The organism is Magnetospirillum sp. SS-4, from assembly GCF_902729425.1.
GTDB lineage: Bacteria > Pseudomonadota > Alphaproteobacteria > Rhodospirillales > Magnetospirillaceae > Phaeospirillum.
This window is the reverse complement of the sequence record NZ_CACVCH010000068.1, coordinates 1-24,010: the sequence shown is the minus strand read 5'-3', so window position 1 is coordinate 24,010 and position 24,010 is coordinate 1. Positions and strand designations below refer to the sequence as shown.

Genomic DNA, 24,010 nt, shown 5'->3' with positions numbered 1-24,010 from the left:
GCCGTTACCTCGACGACCGGGGCTGGAGCCGCCTCAACCGCCGGAGCCAGCGCGGATACCGTAGCCTCGGGCGTGGCGGTCGTTACCTCGACGGCAGGAGCTGGAGCCGCCTCAACCACCGGAGCCGGAGCGGATACCGCAGCCTCGGGGGCAGCGACCGTTACCTCAACGACCGGAGCTGGAGCCGCCTCAACCACCTGAGCCGGAGCGGATACCGCAACCTCGGGCGTGGCGGCTGTTACCTCCTCGGCAGGAGCTGGAGCCGCCTCAACCACCGGAGCCGGCACGGATACCGCAGCCTCGGGCGCGGAAGCCGTTACCTCAACGACCGGAGCTGGAGCCGCCTCAACCGCCGGAGCCGGCACGGATACCGGCGCCTCTGGCGTGGCGGCTATTACCTCCTCGGCAGGAGCTGGAACCACCTCAACCGCCGAAGCCGGTGCGGATGCCGCAACCTCAGGAACTGCGACGGTCGAGGTAACGGCCGCCGGAACCGCCTCCATCGTCGCCGCAGGCGTTACTTGTGGGATGCCTGCGGATGGAGGCTGCACCGTGTCTGCTGTCGCGATCGTCTCAGCCTGCGGGGCGGCAGGGGTGAGAGCCGAATCCACGATGAAAGGGGAAGAGACGTTTCCCCTTGAGGTCGGGGCGGTGTCTGGCACCTCCTCGCCCCCCAAGGGAGGTTTCACCAACCCTGCCTCGAAAGTGGCTTGGGAGGGCTGGGAGAAGCCCTCTCCAATGGTTCCCGCCGATAAGGATGGTGCCGTTCCCAAGACACCCTGGCTCGCACCTGTCACCAGTTCTCCATCGGCAATTGTCGGGGAGATCGACACAGTCTCCTGGAGCGGCTCCGAAGTAATGTCCGAGGGAGTGCCTGACTTGGCTGCGCCAGCAAGCGCCTGGATGGATGAGACGACGGATGCATCGCCACCGGCATCCACCGTCGGCATGGCGTTGACTTCAATGCTCATCTGAAGCTTGGCGTCGAGATTGCCGCTCTCGACGTTCTGAAGCACCGTCAGGTCATCGAGCTCCGACTGAGCCTTGCTGGGAACTGGGGGCTTCTCGGCCATAATCGACCTCCTTGGCGGATCAAGCCTGGGCGGGCAAGAGGCGCTGCTCTGTCACGGCTTGGGGCACATCCCACATTCGGATGCGGCCGGTTTCCAGCCACATGACGTTATCGGCGACAGACATGATTCTTTGACTTCCGGTCACTACCAGCAAAGTGGAGCTTTCACGCATCGTCGTGATCATGCTGGTAAAGTCCGCGATCTCTTCGATGGAGAGACCGGATTCAGGCTCGTCCAGAAGGATCAGCTTGGACTTCCTCAGGAACACACGAGCCAAACTGAGGCGTTTGCGCAGCCCCATGGGCAATTGCGCGATATTATGATCGCCGATACGGGTATCGAAGCCTTGGGGCAGTCCAAGAATCCCCTCCAGAACCCCGGCCTGCTGGCAGGCTGTTTCGATATCACGATCCCCTGCGGTCGGATTGGCAAGCTTGAGATTCTGGGCGATGGTACCGTGGAAGAAGTGCGTCGTCTTCGGCATATACGCCACGTGACGGCGCAGCAGCACCGGGTCAAGCTGACGGATATTGGTGTCGTCGATCAGGATACGCCCCGCCTGGGGGGTGTACAGTCCCAATATCAGTTTGAGCACCGTGGTCTTGCCGGCACCGTCATGGCCGACAATGGCGGTGATCTCATTCGGATTGCTGACGAAATTGATACCCACCAAAGCCGGGGCGGCATCGGCAGAGTAGCGGATCGAGACATTGCTGAAGGCGACCTTGCCTTTGAAAGCCGCCGTGATGGCGGTGGCGGCGTCCTCGCGGCTTTCCAGGCGCATGACCATCAACCGGTCAACCTGATCGACGCTCTTGGCGATGCGCCCGACCTGGGTGATGACGCCGAACCCGGTTCCCAGTGGTGCCAGGATACGCCAGACCAGGGCCATGGCCGCCATCAAGCCACCGGGCGTCATTTCGCCGGCAAAAACCTTATTGACGCCGATGGACAGGGTGGCGACGGCGGCCCCCGCCACCAGAATATGGGAAACCGCCGTGATGAGGGCGTTGAGACAGGTGACCCGATAGGCGGCGATGGAGGCTTCGGCTGACAGCTTCTTGTAGCGCTCGGCCCAAAGCCGCGACACGCTGGTGTATTTGATCGCCCTCAGATTGGAGAGCATTTCGATGATGAAAGCTTGGCGCTCCGATCCTTCATGGGCGCCGGCGGCATTGGCGCGGCTGATGACGGGACGAATGGCCAGGCCGAAGATGATGAACAGGGAAATGCCGGCCAAGGGGACATAGGCAAGAGAGCCGGCGATCACCACCAGGGCCACCACCAGGAGCAGGATGAAGGGAAGCTCGAACAGGGCGACGATCGCCGGGCCGGAGAAGAACTCGCGCACGCTTTCGAAATCACGGACCCGCGACACCTGAGCGCCCAGATTGGACGTCTCGGTCAGTGATGGCGGCAGGTACAGCAGCCGCCGCAGCACTTCGTTGCCCACCAGATTGCTGAGCCGCACCCCCACATACTGGAACAGGTAGGACCGGAGGAACCGGAACCCACCCTCGGCGACAACGAAAATCGTCATTCCTCCCGCCACCCAGACCAGGGTTTCCATGGAGCGCGAGGCCAGGACATTGTCGTAGATCAGCATCACCAGCGCGGGAGAGATCATGGCCAGGATGCTGATAAGCAGGCTGATGACGAAGGCCTGGACGAACACCAGTTTGAACCGGCCCAATACCCTGCCGAACCAACCGGTCTGAGGCTTCAGGAACGACTCGGAATTGCCGCGCATGATGGTGAAGAACACCACCTCGCCCGGGATCGCCTCTGCCTTGATGTTGATATACCCCCCCAGATCTCCGTCATAGGCGAGCAGTTCCTTGCCCACCGCCCCGACCATGACCTTGGGGGAGCCTGAGGCGGATACGAACAGGCACGGCATCTGCCGTGGGTCGATCTCGTCCAGACGGCCTGGGACGATCCGGCTTTCGAATTTGAGGTTGGCCATGGTGTTGAGCAGTTCGACCAGGCCCATCCCCTCTGGGAAATGGGGCAGTGCCTCGGCCAGATGGGTGCGGTGGCCGCGCCACCCCAAAGAGTCGATCAGGGGAACGATGCAACGGGCAAAGGCGTTGGTATTGACACGCTCGTCGCCATGATAGCGCGCCATCTCCTCCATGGTTTGGACGGCCTGGGGGCTCAATGGTCGTCTCCCTGGAAGGTGTGGTAGTCGAACTCATTGATATGGGTTGACCACCATAGAAGCAGGGTTCTGCGCATATTCTCCGAGAGCTGCGCCCTTCCGAAGCGAATGTCCTCCCTGTAACTTTTCAGCATGGTGATGAAGCGGGCGTGATCGTCCATGTGCAGTTTGCCGAGCAAGGCACTGCGCGCCTTGATCATCTGTTCCTCACGCTCGAAATGGTCATGGGCGAAGCCAAGCATGTCGTCGAACAGATGGACGGCCTCCTCCTTCGAGGCTCCTTGCTCCGTCATATGCTTGAGCTGGATGATCAGTCCGGTGATCTCTCGATGATCGTCGTCAAGGTCCTCGTGGCCGGTCGAGCGGATGAACGGCGCGAACTCGTCCCAGCAATCCGCCGACAGGAATACCGTGGCCGCCAAGGCCGCCGGAGCGAAGCTGACGGAATCCACGTCGTTGATATGATTGATCCACCATGACAGCACGAACGCGCGCATGGGTTCGATGTCGGGATGCTCCCCGGCCTCGACCTTATCGGAGTATGACCGCAGGACATTGCGAAACGCCTCGTGCTGGGTTTGCTGGCGCTCAAGTCCGGGCAGGCCGTAATACTCGATGATCTGCTCCTCGTGCCGGAAATGGCGGTCGGCATAATTGTAGAGCCGAACCAGCCCCTCCTTCAGCGCCGGAATATCCTCCACCGCTCCGTCGTGGATGATCTCAAGCGCCATCTCGGTCATGCGCTTATGCTCGTCGTCGATGTCGTCGATGCGCACCCGACGCACGATCTCCGACACGTCGTCCCAACATTCGGCGCGGCCGATGACCGCTCCGGTCCAATTGCTGCGGCAGAAGGTGTCGTAGTCGACATTGTTGATGTGGTTGATCCACCACTCGAGAATCCAGGATTTCAGGCTGAAGGAGGTGGTCAGCATCCCTTCCTTGAACTCATCGATATTGGACTTCAGCGTGTCGAGGAAAATGCGATGCTGGCGCATCTGCTTTTCCTTGTTGGGAAGTTCATAGAGGTCGATGATCCACTCTTCGCGCATGAAGTGGTGGGCCGCGACCGAGTACAGATTGTCGAGAGTCTTGCGCTCCAGCTCGATATCATCGACGCCAAGGCCGCGATCGGAGAAATGATCGAGAATATCGTTCAGTCCCAGCGCGATCTCGGTCAGCCGACGATGATCAGAATCAATGTTTTCGATATCGGTGGGGCGGATCAGTCCCTTGATGTCCTCCCATTTCCGCGCGGTCTGCATGACCCAGCGAGACCACTGGCGTTCGCGCAAACCGGTTGGCTCGGACGGTTGGGGCGTGCTCTGGATCGCCGGCAGCAGGGGCGAGGTGGTCAGACTAGTTTCCATCGCACACCTCTTCGACGGAGGTGACCAGGGACAGATGCCCGCCAGACAAATTCCAGACCTCGTCCGCGACGCCGAGCAGGTTGAGCTGATTGCCGACGATCACCATGGTGCAGCGTCCCTTCAGCCGGCTGATCAGCCACAGGAACATCTCCTCGCTGTCGTGATCCATGGAGGAGGCGGTCTTGTCCAGCAGAAGGATGCGGGGCCGTTGCACCAGGGCACGGGCGAGGCAGATGCGCTGGATGAGGCCACTGGGCAGAAAATTGCTCGACTGGCTGTCGACCGGGGTCTCGTAGCCCATGGGAAGCAGGCCGACCGGCTCGTCCAGTCCCAGCATGCCGGCCGCCGCCAGAGCCTGTTCGTGAAGCGAAGCGTTGAACATGGCGATGTTGTCGAGAATGGTGCCCTTGAACAGTACGCCATTGGCCGGGACGTAATCGATACGTCCTCGCAGATCGGAATGGTCCCATTCCGCCATGTCGTAATCGTCGATCAGCAGGCGCCCGGAGGTTGGCCGCAGTCGCCCCATCATCAGATACAGCAGCGACGTGGTCCCCGCCGCGCCGGAACCGGTGATGGCGATGGTGCGGCCTGGAGGGACGCGCAGGTTGATATGGTCCAGAACCAGCGGCAATCCCTCGCCATAGCGGAAGCTGACATCCTGAAGCTCTATGGAGCCGTCGATGTCGCCGGGAAAAGCCGGACAGTTTTCCGATACTTCCTTGGACAGGCCATGCAGCTGTGACAAACGCTCTCGGGAGATGGTCACATCGGAAAAGCGGAACCACATGCTTACCGCCGACTGGATCGGCTGGAGGGATCGCCCGGCCAGCATGACGCAGGCGGACATGCCGCCGACCGTAAGATTTCCCTCGATCACCTGCCATGCGCCCAGGATCATCATGCCGAAGGTGGTGAACTGAGCCACGGAAGCCCCGACATTGGGCGGCATCATGTTCCAGAACCCGACGCTCATGGTCGTGGCCGCGGCGCTGCCTTGCAGACGCTCATAACGCCGGAGAAGCTGCTCCTCCATGGCCTGGGACTTGATCAGATGCAGGCCGCCAAGCGCCTCGATGACGAAGTTGTAGCGCCTGTCGTTGATGCCATACTCGGCGGTTCGCGCCCCATGGAACCGAGCCCTGGCCAGTCCCACCAGCCCGACCAGCGCCACGCCGGCCAGCACGGGAAACAGCACGATCCATCCCCCGACATAGGCGATAGCGGCGAAATAGAGAAAGACGAAGGGCAGATCCAGCGCCGACTGGAACATCTGCCCGACATAGAATCCCTTCAGCGTGGCGACCACGCCGAGGCGGTCAAGGTGGACACCGATGCCGTCCTTCTCAAATTCCTCGATCCGGCTGCCGAGAATGCGCTCGATCGCCTCGCAACCCACCAGATGCTCGAAGCGTGCCCCCATCCAGCCGCTCATCACCGCCCGCGCCCAACGCAGCCAGCCTTCCAGCAGAATGGCGCTGAACGCGCCCACCGCCAACCAGATCAGCGTGCTTCCCGCCTGATTGGGGATGACCCGGTCGTAGACCTGCATCAGCATGACCGGCACCGCCAGGGCCGCCACGTTGACGGCGACCGCAGCCGCGATCAGATCCGTGGAATTGCGGGCAAGCCCAGGCACCACGGCAATTCCATCCCACCACCGGGCGTCAGAGTCGAGCTTCTCTAGCAGCATAGGCCAGCCCCTTGGCTGCGGCGCGCCGCCGATGCGACAGGCCACTTGGCTGTGGAGTATACCTCAAATAGGTTATACCCTATGGAGGAGACTCGGGAGGGCTAATCTTGCCCGCCCAACCTCTTTCTTGAGGTCTTCATGCTGGAATCCCTGGTTTCTAAGCATCTGGCGAAATCCATCCTGCTGGAGGAAAGCGGCAACCCCCTGGTCACCCGCATGGTGGTGCTGTTTGGCCTCTCCGTCGCCGTGATCTTCCTCGGCTGGGCGGCCCTCGCCAAAGTGGATGAGGTGGCCATCGCCATGGGCAAGATCGTGCCCCAGGGCCATGTCCAGCAGGTTCAGCATATGACGGGCGGCACCATCGCCGAACTTCTGGTCAAGGATGGCGACCGTGTGACCAAGGATCAGGTTCTGGTCCGCCTGGATACCTTCGCCCCTCGCTCCGAACTGGCCGAAGCCCAGACCCGCCGCCACGCCCTCCAGGCCCAACGAGAACGGTTGAAAGCATTTCTGGAGGGGCGGGAGGTTTCTACGCCTAGTGGAGACGCCCTGGCCGATAACGAAGCGATGATCTTTGTCGAAGCCCTGGCCAGCCGCGAACGCGACAAAGCCATTCAAGAAGATCAGATCCGCCAGCGTCAGGCCGAACTGAACGAGCAGAACCAAAGAGAAAAGACCTTCCTCAAGCAACGGGCCGCCGTGCTTGAGGAAAAGAATATGCGCGATGACCTTTATAGAAAAGGGTTGGGATCAAAGATCTCTGCGCTTTCCCTGCATCGGCAATTAGCCGATGTCGAGGGTGAGTTAAGTCAAATCCCGGCCCGGCGCGCTCGCATTTCCGCCCAGATCGACGAGGCTCGGCGACAATTGGCCAAGCTTGACGGCAATGTCCGCGAAAAGGCCATCGCCGACCTTGCCAAGGGCGACGAAGAACTCCTCAAAATCGCCGAACAGATCCGCAGGCTCGAGGACAAGATCAGACTGGCCGATCTTCGCGCCCCGTCAGACGGAATCGTTCACGGCTTGACTGCCCACACGGTTGGCGGCGTTGTCTCTCCGACCGACACGGTTCTGGAGGTCGTCCCCCAGGAACGGCGGCTTTTGGCCGAAGTGAAGATCCAGCCCAAGGACATCGGCCACGTTCATGCGGGACAGGATGTGACCCTCCGCTTCATCGCTTATGACTTCGCCCGGTTCGGCGGAACCACCGGAAAACTGCTGGACATTTCCCCCACGGCCTTCGAAGAGGCTAACAACCAGACCTTCTATAAGGGGCTGGTCTCCGTCGATCAGCCCTATATCGGCGGCAGCACCAAACGTGCCGTCCTGGCCGGAATGAACGTTCAGGCCGATATACGCTCCGGCAGCAAGACCGTTCTGGCCTACCTGTTCAAGCCGATACAGTCCTCGGCTCATGATGCGCTGAGGGAACGGTAGGACTTGGCCATCTGCGCCTTTTAGTAAAAATATTTCCTTCGCCACCGCTGGCATGGTCGGGGGCCAATTCGTCGTCCACATTGACGCCCTGCTCGATATCCCCAAGATGGCCGCCCCCTGAGACAGGCCAAATGATTGATATTTGACCAGAGAGGGTTGGCTGGCGGTTCCCTTTCCTACGCCATTCTCACCAAACAAACCGGCTCTACCGCTAAGACGCGGCCTTGGATATCCCAAGGTTCCGCGCGAGTATTGGGCATCTAGCCGATGACTTCGCCCTCGCCAAAATTGGCTTAATTCTCTCTCTAATGCCCGTTTCTCTCCAAACCTGTTGACTCGCCATTCAGAGTCAACAGGCCAGCAAGCACCTGTATTTCAACAGAACTCCCAAAACCCCAGCCGCGTGTAGTTTGCGAATTTTCGTGGAGGACCGCAGAAGTCTGGTGTCAGAATCCGGGCAACAAGGCCAACAGGCAGAATTACCCCAGCCCGAGGAATATCAGGATCGTGCGGTTAATCCTCACTGGACAGCTATCAAACAGGCATGCGCGGAGAGATCGCAAGTCGCTGCCTTACTTGCTCATAGATATCGATGATACCAGGCATGGTCAGGGTAATCGCGAGTGCGAAATGAACCGGCTCATCAATCGGCGTTCCTTGATCCGGCTCGCGTTGCACCATGAGCTGTAGCGACATGTCCGATCCAACAATCGGAGCTCTGTCACCCATCCAGCAGCGCGTGAATACGGTTCCGCGATTCGACTGGTTGGTGTCAGGTTGGTCGGAATGTGCGGCCACACGCAACGCGTCCAGGTCGCCGGGCTCCACAAGCTTTAGCCGGACAGCCCGATAGCTCTTGCGACCGGGAGAGACAGGGGTGAACCAAGCGAGAGTCGCTGAAAGGGCGTGGGGACGTGTTTGTCCGCCGATTGCTGTTGGAATATGCCCTCAATGCCGCCGAAAGCTGGACCGGCAATGCCGTCGGCACCGGCATTAAGCCGTCATCCCTGATCGCCGACAAGGATCTGAAGGCCCTGGTGCAGCAGCTCTGGCTGGCCTGGACCGACGAATCCGATGCCGAGGAGCTGACCGATTTCTACGGCCAGCAGCGTCGGGCCGCCCGCGAGGTGTTCATCGCCGGGGAAGTGTTCTTCCGCCTGCGCCCTCGTCGCCCGGAAGACGGCCTGACGGTGCCGTTGCAGCTTCAGATGCTGCCCTCCGAGATGTTGCCGCTGACCAGAACCGAGGTTCTTCCCAACGGCAACGTCATCCGTCAGGGCATCGAGTTCGACCGCATCGGGCGGCGGGCGGCTTATTGGTTCCTGCGCCGCCATCCCGGTGATCTCACCGATCCCGGCATGGTCGGCGAAATGGTGCGTGTTCCGGCCGCCGAAATCATCCATGTCATCGACCCGGTGGAATCGGGGCAGTTGCGCGGGGTATCGCGGCTGACCCCGGCCATCGTCAAGCTGTTTCTGCTCGACCAGTACGACGACGCCGAACTGGAGCGCAAGAAGATCGCTGCCATGTACGCCATGTTCGTGACCTCTCCGGCTCCCGCCGACGTGATCGACATGGTGCCCGCCGACGACGGTTCCGGTGACCGCATTGTCGAGGTCCAACCCGGCCAGGTCGTGCCGCTGGAGCCGGGTGAGCAGATCCAGACCTCGGCTCCCGCCGATGTCGGCGGATCGTATGAGCCGTTCGAGTACCGCACCCTGCTGCAGATCTCCGCCGCCACCGGCATCCCCTACGCCTACCTGTCCAACGACATGCTGAAGGCCAACTACTCCAACTCGCGCATGGCGCTGCTGGAGTTCCGCCGTCGGGTCGAGGCATGGCAGCACTCGGTGATGGTCCACCAGATGTGCAGGAAAGTGTGGCAGCGCTGGTTGGATGTGGCCGTGCTGTCCGGGGCGATCGACATTCCCGGCTATGAACGCAACCGCGCCAGCTTCATCGCCTGCTCCTGGCTGCCGCCGAAATGGGACTGGGTCGATCCGCTGAAGGACGCCAAGGCCGAAATCGAGCAGATCGACGCAGGGCTGAAAAGCCGCACCCAGGCCCTGGCCGAACGCGGCTACGACGCCGAGCAGGTGGATGCCGAGATCGCCTCGGATAAGGCCCGCGAACAGCGGCTGGGGTTGGTGTTTGGCGCCACGCCGCCGGCAGTCCCCACCCATGACACCAGCCCCATCAGCCGGAGGATGGACATGAACGAACGCGTCTTCAGCATCGACACTGTCAGTGAGGTGACGGGAATTTCCCGAACATGTCTCCATGGCCTGATCCACCGCAGGCATTTCGTGCCCATTCACAGCACTCGAAATGGCGTTGCTCGTGACTTCACGCTGAGGGACATGGTGCATCTCGCCGTCGTTTCCGATCTGCGCTCCATCGGAATCGATCTCCGGCGGGCGGTGAATATGGTCGGCTCCTCGGCTGACGGCACAGCAGGGCGGGATATTGTCACCTGCCGCAGCGGCGAGATCGAAATCACCGTCGATGTGGCCCGCATCACCGACCGTGTCCGCGACCGGATGGCGGGGGAGCGGTCATGACCGATCTCCCTCATCTCGCGGCCCGCCTTTATGGCACGCCCCTGCTGGTCGCCCGCAGTAAGCTGGATGTGATCCTGGGTGCCTTTGGCCCCCGGCTGGCTGGGCAGTCCATCTCCTTCGACGGCGATACGGCTCCGTCCGCCGATGTGGCGGTGACGCCCGACGGCATCGCCATCGTGCCGGTGATCGGCACCCTGGTGGCCCGCTCCGGCTATCTCGGTGCCGCCAGCGGCCTCACCGCCTATTCCGACATCGCCGATACCATCGAGGCGGCGGCTACCGATCCCGCCATCCGCGCCATCCTGCTGGATGTGGATTCCTCCGGTGGCGAGGTGGGCGGCCTGTTCGATCTGGTCGACCACATCCAGGCCATCCGCAGCCAGTGCGGCAAGCCGATCTGGGCGGTGGCCGACGAGGCGGCGTTGTCGGCGGCCTATGCCATCGCCTGTACCGCCGACCGAATCTACGTAACCCAGACCGGCGAGGTCGGGTCCATCGGCGTGGTGGCCGTCCACCGCGACGAATCCGGAGCCGATGCTCAGGCTGGGCTGGCGTGGAGCTTCGTCCATGCCGGTGCCGCCAAGGTCGATGGCAACCCGCATCAGCCGCTGTCTGATTCTGCCCGCGCCACGCTCCAGGCCGATGTTGACGCCTTGTATGGAAAATTCACCACCCTGGTGGCCGAGCGGCGGCGGCTGTCTCCCGACGCCGTGCGGGCCACCGAGGCTGCGGTCTATCGCGGCGACCAGGCGGTAGCCGTTGGGCTGGCCGACAAGGTCGGCACGCTCCGCGTCGCCCTGGCCGATCTCGGTTCCACCCTGGCGCGCCCGTCTATCCGTTCCCCCGTCCTGTCCAAACCCAAGGAGACCACCATGTCCGAGCACACGGGGGACATCCCCGTCATCGAAGCCGAGCGCCCCGCTCCGGGAGCCATTGTTCCGGTGCCCGGCGCAGTAACCGCCCAGGTGGAACAGCGTCTGCGCGCCGAATATTCCGAAATCAGCGCCATCGCCGCTCAGGCCGCCCGCCTGGGCGTGACCATCGATCCCGCCGAGGCCATGGCCAAGGGCATCTGCCCCGAGGCGCTGCGTCGCACCGTGCTGGAGCAACTGGCCGAGCGCTCCGAGGCCACCGATGTGGTCGCCGCCGCTCCGGCGGGAGCCGCCCCCAAGTCCGAAACCGAAAGCCCCATCGTCCGGCGTGCCCGCGAGGCCGCCGCCCGGAAATAAGGACACGCTGCCATGCCTGTGTTGACCGCTTCGCCCACCCTGGGCGATCTGCTGAAGTTTGAACTGAACGCCAGCTACACTCGCGAGACCGTCACCCTGAAGGCGGGGACCAGTTATCCCCTGGGTTCCGTGCTGGGCCGCATCACCGCCAGCGGCGAATTCCGTCTATCCCCCGCCGCCGAGGTGGTGGGGGACGAAGGGGCGGAAACCGCCATCGGCGTGCTGCTGGAAGCCGTTGATGCCACCGATGCCGCCGTCACCGGCCTGATCGCCGCCCGCGGCCCCGTCATCCTGGCCGATGCCGCCCTGGTGTTCGACGCCTCGGTCGATCAGCCGACCGAACGAGCAGCCAAGATTATCCAGCTTGCCACCGTGGGGCTGGTTGCCCGCGCCACCGTCTGATCGGAGCCTTTCCCATGACCCAGATCATCAATCCCTTCGACGTGGGCGGCTAGCCGCCTGCCAGTTCGATCTCGATCCGATCATCCGGGGAGATGGAGGCCGCGAGCGGGAGTGGCTCCCCTGTCAGCACCACCGGCACCAGGCCTGGAGTCATCGTGTCGATTCCGGGCGGGCCAAATCGCTTCCGCCAAGTAAAGAGCTGATTGGCGTTGACCTCGTAGCGTCGCGCCACCGCCGCGACCGAAGCTCCCGGCTCGAACGTCGCAGCGACGATCTCCAGTTTCAGCGCCTCCGGCCATGACCGGTTATGACGCCGAACCACCAAACTTCTGTCCATAACCGAATTTGTGGACACATCCGCCACCACCAATGCCAATCAGGCTGGCAGAATCTCAGATCAAGGGCCGCTCGAACAGGCGGCCGTCACCGGGGGGATACGACGATCCGGCTACCGATGTTGGTGCCGACACGCATCCGCTCCCGCCGCTCGTCGAGACGCACATAGTTGCTGGCCTCGACCAAGAGCTCCAGGGTTTCGTCGTAGGTTCTTTGGAAAAAGATCGCCTTGCGCATAGGCACTCCCTCCCAGTTGGGGGTCGCCCCATTTGACGGCAACAAATAAACCATGTTCCAAATAAAATATTAGGGACTACTCCTTCGGGCAAACCCATTCACGCATGTTGACGTCAAACTTCATCACATGGTTCACAAGCCAGAAATTCATGAATTCCTTCAGTTCGGCAAGGGCCTTTCCATCTAACCGTTTCGATTTCCTGACGAAATAAGTTCGGGCTATTTCCTCCAGCTGAATCACCAGCGCGTGATGCTCATGGACGTGCATCTCATGGTACGCATACATGCACTCGCGCTGGATCTTCTCCTCCCTCGCGAAATGCTCCTTCGTATATGCGATCAATGACCTGAGGGTCTCGTGCATTATCTTGGCGCAGTCGCTCGGCGCCGACCCGTCAAAAAGGGTATGCACGGCGGATACATCGGCAAACTGATTGATGATCTTAATCAACCGCAGATGGTCGGCATCGATGACAGGATGGCCGATGCGCATGTCTTCAGAGAATTTGAGCATATCCGGCACTCCTCTATTCCTGCCGCATCCTGACGGAAGAACAGTTCATTCACGCATGCTCTGCAGCGCAATATAAGCATATACTAATGTAATGGGCGCCAATCAGCAAGGCCAAGCCACTCAGATTCACCTAACAACCCAGTCCCACAACTTCAGGTCGAACTTCGCGATGTGCCCCATTAGCCACTGATTCAGAAAATAGGACATGTCGTCGAGGGCCTTCGCGTCAACGGGAACTGATTTGTCAACAAAGTATGACCGCGCCCTCTCCTTGATCTGCGCCAGCAGGTCGGCGTGCTCCTTCGCATGGTGGACGGCTTCAGGGAAGTTGCATTCTCGCTGTATGCCTTGCTCCCTGACGAAGTGCTCCCGTCCGTATTCAAGCAATCTCTTCAGGGTCTGGTGAAGAACGTCATTCCCGCTCTGGGCGATCACGCCCTCATGGAAGGCGTTGATGATGTCGATGAGCCGTTCATGGTCTTGGTCGATGACGGCATGGCCGACACGCAATTCGTCCGTCAGCATAAGCCTCGCCTGCCGACCGGTGCCGACATGGCCGAGCATTTGGCCGATGACGGCGGCATCGGAATGCATCCTTTCGACAACGTCAGTCGCGGCCTCAAGGTGTGCGGCATTGACGGCGCGGGCGGTCGCCAGCAAGGCGGAGACCTGTTCGATTTGCCGATCTTCGGCACCGACGCTTTTCAACAGCGTGACCAAGCCTTCGGCGGTGGCGACCAGTCGGGCAATGAGGGCCGTCAACTCGGGGAGGCCGGTCGCGCTTTCACGGATGTCAGTGACGATTTTGGAGGACAGCCAGACGATCTGGTTGGCCGAGCACCGCACCTTCATCCGATCAAGCCGGGTCACCGCCTCTTGGATCGACTGTTGCAAACCTGTGCCGCCGGTTCCGCCGACCATGCGGGCCAGCAACGGGTTCGGCACCATGAACGGGGGCGCAGGGTTCCTGACCTGCATTTCCGTGCCGAAGCGATCCGGGCCGGTGTAGTCAAAGGTGACGACGAAGGGCTTGCGCCCTTGGGCGATGTTGGCGATGCGTCCCAGCACTTGGGCCGGGGCAACCGGCATCAGCAACAGATCGTTGGCTCCGGCATCCGCAGCGCGTTTCACCAGATCCGCGTCGGCGGAGGACATCAGCATGATCACTACCACGAAGGGATTGGATCCCAAGCGGCGGTTCCGCATCTCGCGGACAAGGAAGCCGACATCATTGCCCTCGACCTCGTCGGTGGTGACCATCAGGTCGAGCGCGTCCTGCTCCAGCAGGTCATGGATCTTGATGTAACTGGCGGTGTCGATGATGTCGCGGAAACCGAGGGCGTAAAGAGCCGTCTTCATTCCGACCCGAACCATCGAGCTGGAGGCACAGATGGCCAGACGCACATTCTCGTAGGAACGATTCACGTCCCAGACCCATCCGCCAGATACACAAGGTTTTGATCCATTCCGCTCCCCATTTCCAAGGCGATCTCCAAGCAACACATCCATCCCGTCCGGCCAGGTATCGGACGAGGATTGTGGCTCTTTCTCACGCTTTCTGCAGTCCCAGAACCTTTTCCACTCCGGCACGCAACTTCTTCATGGAAACCGGCTTCTCTAGAAAGAGATCGACTCCAGCGGCATAGGCCGTCGCCTCGTTCTTCTCGCCAATCATTCCGGTTACCAGAATGATGATGGTTTTGGGATCTATGCCGTCGATGCCCGACCGGATGAGACGGGTACACTCCAGTCCATCCATGACTTCCATCTGCCAGTCCATGAAGACGATGTCAGCTCCGGAGGACTGAAGGGCGGCGATGGCCTCGGCGCCATTGGCCGCCATGACGATGTCTGAAACTCCACAGGCTTCCAAGACCATATGGATCAGCTCCCTCATCGGGGCGTTGTCCTCGACAATCACGGCGTGCCTTAGCTGGGTGTTCATGTGCGTTCTCCGTTAGCATTCTGGCCAAGCCGCTCTCGACGGCGGGATCCAATTTCACTCACCCGTCGAACTGTTCCCTCAGCGCGACCACCTTGGGCAGGATAGAGAGGAAAGCCTCCACCAGCTTAGGATCAAAGTGCTTGCCCGTCTCCCCCTTGAACAAGGCCACCGCCTTCTCCAGCGGCCATGCCTCCTTGTAGGGCCGTGGCGAGGTCAGGGCATCGAACACATCGCAGATGCTGGCGATGCGTGCCTCAATGGGGATCTCCTCGCCCTTAAGGCCATGGGGGTAGCCGGTGCCGTCCCATTTCTCATGATGATACAGCGCCACGTTGCGGGCCATGGTCAGCAGCTCAGAACCATGCTCGCCGATGATCTCACCACCGATGACGGGGTGGGCCTCGATGATCTTGCGCTCCTCGGGATCGAGCCGGCCAGGCTTGAGCAGGATCAGATCGGAAATGCCGATCTTGCCCACATCGTGCATGGGGGTGGCGTACAGAATCAGTTCCGATGTGGCCGAGTCGAGGCCGGCGGCCAAGGCCAGTTGGTGGCTGGCGTGGCTCATACGCATCACATGCATGCCGGTTTCCTCGTCGCGGTATTCACCGGCGCGGCCAAGGCGCTCGATGATCTGCAATTGGGTCTCGCGCACCTCCTTGGTGCGTTCGCGGACGATCTTCTCCAACTCGTCGGCCCGGACCCGCTGGCGTTTATAGAAGTGGCGCGTCTCCAGCAGGTTGCGGATACGTAGCAACACCTCCCACCGCTTGAACGGCTTGTTGACGAAGTCCCGCGCCCCGGCGGTCAGCGCCTTCATGCGGGTCTCGTCATCGGTCTGGGCGGTCAGCACCAGCACCGGCAACCAGTCGCCTTCCACCAGTTTGGCGGCGAGCCTCTCCATCACCTCGATGCCGCTCATATGGGGCATACGGATATCGAGTAGGATTATGTCGAAATCGTGTGTCCGGCAAAGCTCCTCAACTTGGCGGGGATCACCGGTGGAAACCAGATTGGCATAGCCCTCCCTTGCGAGCGTGGCTTCCAGTAACGCCACATTGGCAGGCTCGTCATCGACAATCAGGATGGAGGAAGCGCGAAGATCGTCATTCGTGACCGGCATGCTTGGCCTCCATCATGCGGTTCAAGGAGCGAAGAAGTGCTGACAACTTGATCGGCTTGGTGAGGTAATCACCAAAGCCGCTGGCCAGCGCCCTTTTTGTGGTCTCGCCGGTGGCGTTGGCGCTGAAGCCCACCACGGGGATGTGGCGGGTTGCCTCGTTCTCCTTGAGACGCGCGACCGCGTCGAAACCGTTCATGCCGGGGAGATTGATATCGAGCAGGATCACATCCGGCTGGTTGCTTTCCGCCAGAACCAGTCCGTCTTCCGCATTGGTGGCGGTGATCAGCCGCATGGGGACGAGTTGGTGGAAAAGAGCCTCCATCAGGCTAATATTGGCGGCATTGTCCTCGATGTAGAGCACGAGGCGATCATCGACGCAGTAATGCAGTGCCGAGGTGTCTTCGGTGACGGTGGAGGGTGCTTGCAGGCTGTCGGTGCTCAGCGGGAAGTCCAGCCAGAAGCGGCTACCCTCGCCGACCACGCTGGAAAAGCCGATACGGCCGCCCATGGATTCGATCAGGGTCTTGGTGAGGACAAGTCCGATGCCGGTGCCCTCGATCTCGGTGGCCTCGGCGCCCAACCGGCTGAAGGCCTTGAACAACTGATCCTGTTTACGATCCGGAATGCCGTTGCCGGTATCGGCGATGGTCAGCCGATGGAACCCACTCTCGACGTTCTCGCAGGAGACGGTGACCGTGCCGCCCCGGCGATTGTACTTGGCGGCGTTGGACAGCAGGTTGAGGATCAGTTGCTTGGCGCGCAACGGATCGGCCAGCACCAAGGCATCGCAGTCGGTGGTTTCATCCACCGGTGCGACCTCATACTTGGCAAAGATGGTGTTGGACAGAGACAGGCTCTCGTCAATCACCGACCGCAGTTGGATCGTCGTCACCTCCAGCATCACGCCGCCGGCCTCGATCCGAGCCAGATCAAGCACCTCGTTGATGAGTTCCAGCAGATGAGCGCCGCCGGACAGGATATAGCCGACATAGCTCCGTTGTTTGTCGGTCAGGGGATTATCGGTTGCCGCCAGCAGAACCTCGGCGAAGCCCAGCACCGCATTCAGCGGCGTCCGCAGTTCGTGGCTCATGCTGGACAGGAATTCCGACTTCGTCCGGTTGGCGGCTTCGGCGGCATGGCGGGCATTGTCCAACTCCATGCGCCGTGCCAGTTCGGAGGTGAAATCCCGAAAGACATTAAAGATGAACTGAACCCGTCCCTCCTCGTCCTTGACCACGCCGATATTGGAAGACGACACGAAGGTGGTGCCGTCATGGCGCTTAATCGGCAAGTTGCCTGACCATCCCGTTCCGGTCTCAATCCCCTTCAGGATAAGCGGAACCATGTGGCTGGCGGATGAGGGGATCGCATCATACAGCGTGGTGCCGATCATCTCGGTGGCCGTTTGCCCGTACAACCGTTCCCGCGCCGGATTGGAATAGATCACCCGCGCGTCCGAATCGGTGACGGTGACCGCCTCGGTGGTGCTTTCGATGATCTTCTTGAACAGGCCCAATTCACGGTTCAGGGCCGCCAACCGTTCACGGTCGTTGATCACCTCGGTGATGTCCGTGCGGATGGAGATGTAGCGATGCGGCGAATCCGCGTTGCTGGTAGGCGCGATGGTACTGCGGACCCAGTATTCCCGCCCATCCTTGGTCTTGTTGCAGATGGTGCCCTGCCAGACACCGCCTCCGGCGATGGTCATCCACATCTCGTCATAGAAGGCGTCGCTGTGCCGCCCTGACTGGACAATGCTGTGGTTGTGGCCCAGCAACTCCTCGCGGGCATAGCCGGTGATTTTGCAGAAATGATCATTGGCATAGGTGATGACGCCGTCACCATCGCCCATGCTGACGATGGCATGGGCATCGACCACCCTCAGGAAATCGCGCAGTTCGTTGGTCCGCGCCACCACCTCGGCTTCGATCTTCGCCTGGTTATGGCGCAAGCCATCCAGCAGGGTCTCGAACGCCTGGGCGAGTTCTGCTGCCTCGCGATAAGTGCCAATGGTGGGGATCGCTCTGTGGTGGGTCACCGCATCGGTCAAGGTCTCGATGGGGGATGCGATCCGACGGCTGATCAGCAAGGCGGTGAGCAACAAAATAGCCATAACCGGGATACCCGCCCACAGGATGGAATCCCGCAGGGCATTCGCCAGACCATAGATGGCAACATCGGGGGCGCGAACCACCACGCTCCATTCCAGGCCGGGATAGTGGTGATGACTTTTGGCCCGCGCTACTGCGTAGACCCGCCCCTCGAAATCCTCGCCGCCGAGAACACCATCGCTCGGCAATGCGACATCGTATTTCTTTCCACGAAGGTGTTCCGGGCCGTGCAGCACAATTCCATTCAGGTCGAGGATCATTAAATCCCGCAACGCCCCATGGATGGGAGATGCCTCATAGGGTTCCAGTACTGATTTGGCCCATGACCAGTTGAGGTGCGCGGCGAACACCCCAATCACCTTTCCGCCCTTGTTGTGGAGCGGAATGCCGAAATCAACGAAACGTAGCTCCTGTCCATTGGAACCCGATCCCAGCAACGTACTCAGCAGGACGGCCTCGTGGACATCTCCGATATAGGGGGCTTTCAGCGACGGCTTGAACCAAGGGCGGGCCGCCACCGATTGGCCCACCAGCAGGCCGCGATTGGCGACTTGCACCATGCCATCCGGGGCAACCAGGGCAATCCATGAATAGTCCGGAAAATCCCGTTGGAAGTGCTCGATAGCCTTGTCCCAGTCGGTCTCCTCGATGGGGTGGGCCGAGAGGAATTCAGCGGCGATCTTCACGTCACGAAAGCGCTCGTACAACTCATCATTCAAGTGATCGCTGGCCGATAAGGCGGCAGCACGTACTCTTTCCGTGGCATCCCCATACAACCGAACCCGGATGACCTGCGTAACGATGGTGAGCAGGATCACGCAACATAGCCCGGTCGCGATGGCTACCCGCAGGCTGATGAACCAGCGCAATGTTACCTGGCGGCCCCGTGCCACGGCGGGGACAGAGGTTCCCACCGCTGCATCCGTCATGGCGCGGCCTCAATCACGGGGGGGTACACGGGGGCCATGGTCAGGCGATTGCGGCCGGCCTCCTTGGAGATGTACAGCATGGCATCCGCCGCCTCGATCACTTGCTTGGGCGTCATCCCCTCCTCGGGGATGATTGAAACGCCGCCGCTACTCAGCGTGACAATGTCGATGGCTTTGGAAAAGGCATGCGGAATGGCCAAGCTACGAACGGCATCAAGGATGGCATTGCCCACCCTCTCCACCCCCTCGGCATCGGTGTCAGGCAGGATGCAGACCAGTTCCTCGCCGCCATAGCGGGCGGTCAGATCGGGCGGGCGCTTAACGATGTCCTGCACCGCTTGGGCCACCGCCCGCAGGCAGTCGTCTCCAGCGGAGTGGCCGTAATTGTCGTTGAACAGCTTAAAGCAGTCGATATCCATCAGCAAAAGGCCGATCCGGGTCTTGGAGCGGATGGCGCGGGCCAGTTCCGTAGCCAATGACTCGTCGAACCAGCGGCGGTTGGCGATGCCGGTCAGGCCATCGCTGCGCGACATGGCCAGAACGGTGGCGTGAGCCTCGGCCAATTTCCGTTCCGACTGAACAAACTGCTCCACCAGCTCGGTCAGCAGGGTCTGGTTAATCCGCTGGTCGGCCAGCCGCGCCTGCTGCTCCAACACCGTGGAGACCAGCGCGCCGACCGAATGGCCGATGGTCGTTTCAAGCTTGAAGTCGATCCCGTCGAATTTCGGCATCCCGCCACCTCACCCCGGAACCGAGGCGGCATCGGCGATGCCGTCGATGCCGATATCTTCCATGCTCTGTAGCCGTTGGATGGCCGCCTCGATGTCCTCGACCCGATACAAGATGGAACCGTGCTGGGGAGCCACCATGGTCGCGCCGATGGACTTGATCACTGCCATGGCATGGCGGAGATGCCGGTTGCCCGGCATGACCTTGCGATGAAAATAGTGCATGCCGCTCCATGGGCAGGGGGTGCCTATGTCCTCGCAGGGTTCGTCAGGACGCTCCGGCCACGCGGCCTCGCAGGCCAAGCATTTGTGGTCGAAATCAGCGAACAGCCGCCAGTCGCTGAAGGCACCGGAACTGCCGAACAGATCGCTGGTGAACAGGATACCGCTGGTCTCGTCATAGGTGATGAAGCTTCCTGCCGAATGGGCGTAGGGGGTACGGAAGAACCGCAGGGTCCGGCCCGAGCGAAGGGTCAGCTTCCGCTCCAGGCCGTCGATGCACATGAGCTCCGAACGGACGGAATAGTGCCGGATGAACGGATTATTCTCAGCATGGGAGATGATCCTCAAGTCGGCTGAATCGATGAGACTTTCCAGGTTGGGGATCGAGCCGCACAGATCGGGGTCGTAATGCTGATAGATCAGGTGGCTTATCTGCTTCGGCGACACCCCGGTCTGCAAGACCTTGCGCATCACGGTGCTGAAATCTGGGCGCGAACCGCCGTCGATCAAAATGGCCTCGTCACCATCCACAATCAGGTAAGGATTGCATTGTAAGCGGCCCTCCAAATCGGCGAACCCGACCCAGAAGATGCCGTCGGCCAGCTTTACTGGGCGGTCGTAGTCGATGTTCTGGTCAAGAATGCCCATGGTGGTCGTCATTCCCCCCTCAAGTGTCGTACCATCCGTGGGAAACCATAGCGCGATATTCCCGGATGGACGAGTCCAACGAGTTCAAATTTGTAATTGATCCTGGGATGGATGTTGGGCTTGCGTGCTGACGGCCGTGTCATCCGGCAGGGTGAAGAAGAACTTCGCTCCCTTACCCGGTTCGGATTCCACCCAAATCCGCCCCCCATGCCGCTCGACGATGCGCTTGACGATGGCCAGCCCGATGCCGGTGCCCTTGTACTCAGCCTGCCCGTGCAACCGCTGAAAGATCATGAATATCCGTTCAAAATACTCGGGCGCGATGCCGATGCCATTGTCTCCAACCGCGAACACCCACTCGTCACCGCTTCTTTCCACCTCAACCCGAATGACGGTAGGTCGGGAGGAATCGCGATACTTGATCGCGTTGCCGATCAGATTCTGGAACACCCGCACCAACTGGCCGCGATCCCCCAACACCACAGGGAATTCCTTTTGCTCCACCTCAATATTGCAACCAGTTTCGGCGATGGTGATGGACAAGTTGGCCAAAGCTTCATCCATCACCGAAGTGGTTTCAATCGGATCCAATTCCCGGCCCTGGCTCTCCACCCGCGCATAGTCCAGAAGATCGTGAATCTGCTGAGACATGCGCTGGGCACCGTCGGTGGCGTAGTGCAGGAACTCGCGGCCCTCATCGTCAAAAACGGTTCCATGGCGCTTTTCCAGCAGTCCCAGATACGATGTGACCATCCTCAGGGGTTCTTGCAGATCGTGTGATGCGATATAGGCAAAGCGCTGGAAGTCGGTATTTGAATCGGTAAGTTTCCGGGAGAGCATCTCCAGAGCCTCCTCGGCCTTCTGGCGATTGTGGACCTCCCGCATCAGATTCAACGTCCGGCTTGATAGGTTTTCATACATGGAGAGGATGGTTTCGATCAGCATCCTCATCGCGCCGGTCATTTTTTGCTCCGCAATGACCTTCGCATCCTCGCGAGATTTCCCAGAACGAACCGCCAGCACGGCCGTCGCCAAACGCTGGTCGCTTTCGAGAATATGTAGCGCCAGCCAACGGGTTAGAAATGATAGAACATCATCAATCGCGGCATCACTTTTGTTTTCCAAGTATATTTTTCGTATACTTGATATCTTTGTGACGAATTCCAGATGTGATTCTTGGTGGCCCGTCAGCCAGCCGTCTCCCGCTAGTGCAGACCGCCAGACAGCCTCCTCATCACTAAAGTGAAAATCGGCATAGGAAACCAGTTCATCGAATATGGCATCTGCATCAACAGGGCCATCACCATAGATTGTCTGAGTGGCAAGAGCGTTGATCAAATCAACAAGCTTTTTGTGTTGCTCATCAATGCTTCCTATCCCGACCTCAAACGCCGAGCGCCATGGAAACACGTCTTGTTTTTCAGTTGTGGACATGTTCATCCTCCACCAGCTGTTATCTTGTCTGGACCTGCGGACGAGGCAGCCACATCAGGAAACCGTCTTCTGATTTCAAGTATCTCGTCAATATCGGAAAAGAATATATCAACACACTCTTGATCAAGCTTAACACCAGAAAGCGATCTCATATAGTCAATAGCCTTCTCGAGGGGCCATGCAGCCTTGTAGATGCGCTCCGTTGTCAGCGCGTCGAATATATCGGCAATCGCAACGATCCGGGCCTCCACTGAAATTGTTTCATCCGTCAGATTATTCGGGTATCCGGCACCATCAAGCGTTTCATGATGTTCGGATATGACCTCACGCATCATCGTCTTGATACGCTCGTCGTTGAACGCAAACGCATGCAGCAACTTCTCGCCGATTTCAATGCCGGCCTGAACATGATGCTGCATCGTCAGCCGTTCGGCGGGTTCCAGTTTTCCGGGCTTATGGAGGATATGATCGGGGACAGTGATCTTTCCGATATCGTGAAGCGGGGCGCAACGGGACAACATATCGACCCATTCGTCGGGGTACTTGTATTTCTTGGCGAGTTTGGTCGCGATCAGCCGCACATAGGAGGACATGCGGAGGAGATGGGATCCCGTCTCGTCATCACGCAACGAGGCAACATCGCGAATGATCTCGACCGCCGCCTTGACCGCTTTCAGAGGCGCAATCTCATTTGCGATCATCAATCCCAGCAAAGCGGCAAATGGCGATATCTCCCGAACAACGTCATTTGAGAAATATGAAGGAATAGTGGAGTTAAAAAATAGAAAACCAATCAGATTGCCATCTGAATGAATTGGATAGGTAATGCTTGAACGGACGCCGATTTGGCATATTTCTGTCGAGTGTGGTGATTTTGATGCATAGGAGAGCAGGAGATCATCAATCACACGCGGCTCGCCACTAACCATAATTTCGTTGAGTGACGTGATGTCGCCCAAACGCGCCGAATAAAGCGAAAATGTTACGTCATTGTCGTCGGAAAAAGCCGAAGTACTGATCAAGTCTGTGTCTTTGTCATATACGGCAATGGCGATTCTTGAGATGCCTGAGCAACAGGGCAGTCGCTTTATATGATTGTGAACGGCAGCAACCCTCTCTCCGATATCGCCCTCACCGGATATGATCTTCCTGACCGGAAACATTAAACTCTTTCCTCTCCCCATGCGGGCTCAAAAGGTTCTTAAAAAGTAGAGGATGCCCCTTTTTGTGGTTGTGCCGAGCCGATTGTGGGGCTTACTTGCAAAGCAATACCACAAGGGCATGAATAAAATTTAGAAACCATGTGAATGGTGACCCAGCCCCATACAATAGTTTGCGCTCACCGCGCGACGACACCACGGCCATGGACGTTATCCGGCCAAATCATCGTCGCTATGCCCGTAACCTGCGGCGGGAATCGGAACCTTTGGTTCGGTTATCGGACCCAGACAGCCACAATCCCAGCAACAGCGGCGGCCAATGCGATCCAACCAAACCATGGCGCGGGACGGCGACGGCGATGCCGTGCAGTATCGACGGACGATATCCCGAAACGACCCAATTGTCCCCTCCCAAGCAAATGGCCGACCGGGATGGCTGTCGAAGGCGGCCCGATCGGCCGGTGGGAGCTGGAATGGCGGCAACAGCCCCCATACTTTTGTATCTGGCGAATAAGACCGCCGTCAAACCGAATTTGCCTGCCATCCTTTTCGAGCACGAGGATTTCTGCGCACGAAATAGAACACTGTGCTTTGATCTTACAGCCCCATCTCCAGCCCTGGTGGGGGGCGCGCCAACGCGAATTCCGATCCTCGAATGACTTGGGGTAGGAAGGTAGCGTTTTCTCTAACAGGGTGC

Annotated in this window: 19 protein-coding genes and 1 pseudogene; 4 read left to right on the top strand and 16 right to left on the bottom strand. The window is 59.9% G+C overall.

Translation table 11 applies throughout. The features are described 5' to 3' along the window. From MTBSS4_RS11990 to MTBSS4_RS11975, 4 genes and pseudogenes are all read right to left on the bottom strand, one after another. Positions 1-1,073, bottom strand: a pseudogene (locus MTBSS4_RS11990) (hypothetical protein); the annotation flags it as partial. 19 nt (positions 1,074-1,092) lie between these two features. Then, positions 1,093-3,234, bottom strand: a complete 2,142-nt coding sequence (locus MTBSS4_RS11985) for a peptidase domain-containing ABC transporter (protein ID WP_173983639.1) — start codon at positions 3,232-3,234, stop codon at positions 1,093-1,095. Next, entirely contained in the window at positions 3,231-4,604 is a 1,374-nt protein-coding gene (locus tag MTBSS4_RS11980) for a bacteriohemerythrin (RefSeq protein WP_173983638.1), read from the bottom strand. Before MTBSS4_RS11980 ends, MTBSS4_RS11985 begins: the two co-directional genes overlap by 4 nt. Next, positions 4,594-6,243: a peptidase domain-containing ABC transporter gene (locus MTBSS4_RS11975; protein WP_173983637.1), complete on the bottom strand. Its 1,650-nt coding sequence runs from the start codon at positions 6,241-6,243 to the stop codon at positions 4,594-4,596. Before MTBSS4_RS11975 ends, MTBSS4_RS11980 begins: the two co-directional genes overlap by 11 nt. A gap of 192 nt (positions 6,244-6,435) precedes the next feature. Between MTBSS4_RS11975 and MTBSS4_RS11970 the strand changes: the two genes are divergently transcribed. Beyond that, the gene (locus tag MTBSS4_RS11970) at positions 6,436-7,734 is read left to right on the top strand and encodes an HlyD family type I secretion periplasmic adaptor subunit (RefSeq protein WP_173983636.1); all 1,299 of its coding nucleotides are present in this window, start codon (positions 6,436-6,438) and stop codon (positions 7,732-7,734) included. Positions 7,735-8,268: 534 nt separating this feature from the next. Here the strand turns inward: MTBSS4_RS11970 and MTBSS4_RS11965 are convergent. Beyond that, complete coding sequence (locus MTBSS4_RS11965; RefSeq protein ID WP_173983635.1) at positions 8,269-8,430, bottom strand: hypothetical protein; 162 nt, start codon at positions 8,428-8,430, stop codon at positions 8,269-8,271. A gap of 200 nt (positions 8,431-8,630) precedes the next feature. Between MTBSS4_RS11965 and MTBSS4_RS11960 the strand changes: the two genes are divergently transcribed. From MTBSS4_RS11960 to MTBSS4_RS11950, 3 genes are read left to right on the top strand one after another with little or no spacing between them, the layout of a single operon-like run. Next, the gene (locus tag MTBSS4_RS11960) at positions 8,631-10,295 is read left to right on the top strand and encodes a phage portal protein (protein ID WP_305792028.1); all 1,665 of its coding nucleotides are present in this window, start codon (positions 8,631-8,633) and stop codon (positions 10,293-10,295) included. Continuing rightward, entirely contained in the window at positions 10,292-11,524 is a 1,233-nt protein-coding gene (locus MTBSS4_RS11955) for a S49 family peptidase (protein WP_173983634.1), read from the top strand. The genes MTBSS4_RS11960 and MTBSS4_RS11955 overlap by 4 nt, the downstream gene beginning before the upstream one ends. Before the next feature lie 12 nt (positions 11,525-11,536). Next, a complete protein-coding gene (locus tag MTBSS4_RS11950) occupies positions 11,537-11,926 on the top strand; it encodes a head decoration protein (RefSeq protein ID WP_173983633.1) in 390 nt (129 codons plus the stop codon). Between the two features lie 49 nt (positions 11,927-11,975). Here MTBSS4_RS11950 and MTBSS4_RS22620 read toward each other — a convergent pair whose 3' ends face one another. From MTBSS4_RS22620 to MTBSS4_RS11895, 11 genes are all read right to left on the bottom strand, one after another. Continuing rightward, positions 11,976-12,263, bottom strand: coding sequence for a transposase (locus MTBSS4_RS22620; protein WP_256367411.1), 288 nt, complete (start codon positions 12,261-12,263; stop codon positions 11,976-11,978). An 86-nt stretch (positions 12,264-12,349) separates the two neighbouring features. Then, positions 12,350-12,499 carry a hypothetical protein gene (locus MTBSS4_RS11940; RefSeq protein ID WP_173983631.1) on the bottom strand — a complete coding sequence of 50 codons (150 nt, stop codon included), beginning with the start codon at positions 12,497-12,499 and terminating at the stop codon, positions 12,350-12,352. Between the two features lie 76 nt (positions 12,500-12,575). Next, positions 12,576-13,013, bottom strand: coding sequence for a bacteriohemerythrin (locus MTBSS4_RS11935; protein ID WP_173983630.1), 438 nt, complete (start codon positions 13,011-13,013; stop codon positions 12,576-12,578). A gap of 126 nt (positions 13,014-13,139) precedes the next feature. After that, entirely contained in the window at positions 13,140-14,438 is a 1,299-nt protein-coding gene (locus tag MTBSS4_RS11930; RefSeq protein ID WP_173983629.1) for a hemerythrin domain-containing protein, read from the bottom strand. A 124-nt stretch (positions 14,439-14,562) separates the two neighbouring features. After that, positions 14,563-14,958 (bottom strand): response regulator, encoded by a 396-nt coding sequence (locus MTBSS4_RS11925; protein ID WP_173983628.1) that lies wholly within the window; start codon positions 14,956-14,958, stop codon positions 14,563-14,565. A 58-nt stretch (positions 14,959-15,016) separates the two neighbouring features. After that, positions 15,017-16,081 carry an HD-GYP domain-containing protein gene (locus MTBSS4_RS11920; RefSeq protein ID WP_173983627.1) on the bottom strand — a complete coding sequence of 355 codons (1,065 nt, stop codon included), beginning with the start codon at positions 16,079-16,081 and terminating at the stop codon, positions 15,017-15,019. Beyond that, positions 16,065-19,121: a PAS domain S-box protein gene (locus tag MTBSS4_RS11915; RefSeq protein ID WP_173983626.1), complete on the bottom strand. Its 3,057-nt coding sequence runs from the start codon at positions 19,119-19,121 to the stop codon at positions 16,065-16,067. The genes MTBSS4_RS11920 and MTBSS4_RS11915 overlap by 17 nt, the downstream gene beginning before the upstream one ends. After that, positions 19,118-19,852, bottom strand: coding sequence for a diguanylate cyclase (locus tag MTBSS4_RS11910; RefSeq protein ID WP_173983625.1), 735 nt, complete (start codon positions 19,850-19,852; stop codon positions 19,118-19,120). The genes MTBSS4_RS11915 and MTBSS4_RS11910 overlap by 4 nt, the downstream gene beginning before the upstream one ends. Before the next feature lie 9 nt (positions 19,853-19,861). After that, a complete protein-coding gene (locus MTBSS4_RS11905) occupies positions 19,862-20,731 on the bottom strand; it encodes an MBL fold metallo-hydrolase (protein ID WP_254432515.1) in 870 nt (289 codons plus the stop codon). A 72-nt stretch (positions 20,732-20,803) separates the two neighbouring features. After that, entirely contained in the window at positions 20,804-22,153 is a 1,350-nt protein-coding gene (locus MTBSS4_RS11900) for a bacteriohemerythrin (protein ID WP_173983624.1), read from the bottom strand. A 2-nt stretch (positions 22,154-22,155) separates the two neighbouring features. Continuing rightward, on the bottom strand, positions 22,156-23,316 hold the full coding sequence (locus MTBSS4_RS11895) for an HD domain-containing phosphohydrolase (protein WP_173983623.1): 1,161 nt from the start codon (positions 23,314-23,316) through the stop codon (positions 22,156-22,158). Positions 23,317-24,010: the final 694 nt, after the last annotated feature.

Bases quoted from the DNA above. Each gene is read 5' to 3' on its own strand.
- MTBSS4_RS11980 (WP_173983638.1), bottom strand. From the start codon at position 4,604: ATGGAAACTAGTCTGACCACCTCGCCCCTGCTGCCGGCGATCCAGAGC.
- MTBSS4_RS11970 (WP_173983636.1), top strand. From the start codon at position 6,436: ATGCTGGAATCCCTGGTTTCTAAGCATCTGGCGAAATCCATCCTGCTG.
- MTBSS4_RS11965 (WP_173983635.1), bottom strand. From the start codon at position 8,430: ATGTCGCTACAGCTCATGGTGCAACGCGAGCCGGATCAAGGAACGCCG.
- MTBSS4_RS11955 (WP_173983634.1), top strand. From the start codon at position 10,292: ATGACCGATCTCCCTCATCTCGCGGCCCGCCTTTATGGCACGCCCCTG.
- MTBSS4_RS11950 (WP_173983633.1), top strand. From the start codon at position 11,537: ATGCCTGTGTTGACCGCTTCGCCCACCCTGGGCGATCTGCTGAAGTTT.
- MTBSS4_RS22620 (WP_256367411.1), bottom strand. From the start codon at position 12,263: ATGGACAGAAGTTTGGTGGTTCGGCGTCATAACCGGTCATGGCCGGAG.
- MTBSS4_RS11940 (WP_173983631.1), bottom strand. From the start codon at position 12,499: ATGCGCAAGGCGATCTTTTTCCAAAGAACCTACGACGAAACCCTGGAG.
- MTBSS4_RS11935 (WP_173983630.1), bottom strand. From the start codon at position 13,013: ATGCTCAAATTCTCTGAAGACATGCGCATCGGCCATCCTGTCATCGAT.
- MTBSS4_RS11925 (WP_173983628.1), bottom strand. From the start codon at position 14,958: ATGAACACCCAGCTAAGGCACGCCGTGATTGTCGAGGACAACGCCCCG.
- MTBSS4_RS11920 (WP_173983627.1), bottom strand. From the start codon at position 16,081: ATGCCGGTCACGAATGACGATCTTCGCGCTTCCTCCATCCTGATTGTC.
- MTBSS4_RS11915 (WP_173983626.1), bottom strand. From the start codon at position 19,121: ATGACGGATGCAGCGGTGGGAACCTCTGTCCCCGCCGTGGCACGGGGC.
- MTBSS4_RS11910 (WP_173983625.1), bottom strand. From the start codon at position 19,852: ATGCCGAAATTCGACGGGATCGACTTCAAGCTTGAAACGACCATCGGC.
- MTBSS4_RS11905 (WP_254432515.1), bottom strand. From the start codon at position 20,731: ATGACGACCACCATGGGCATTCTTGACCAGAACATCGACTACGACCGC.
- MTBSS4_RS11900 (WP_173983624.1), bottom strand. From the start codon at position 22,153: ATGTCCACAACTGAAAAACAAGACGTGTTTCCATGGCGCTCGGCGTTT.
- MTBSS4_RS11895 (WP_173983623.1), bottom strand. From the start codon at position 23,316: ATGTTTCCGGTCAGGAAGATCATATCCGGTGAGGGCGATATCGGAGAG.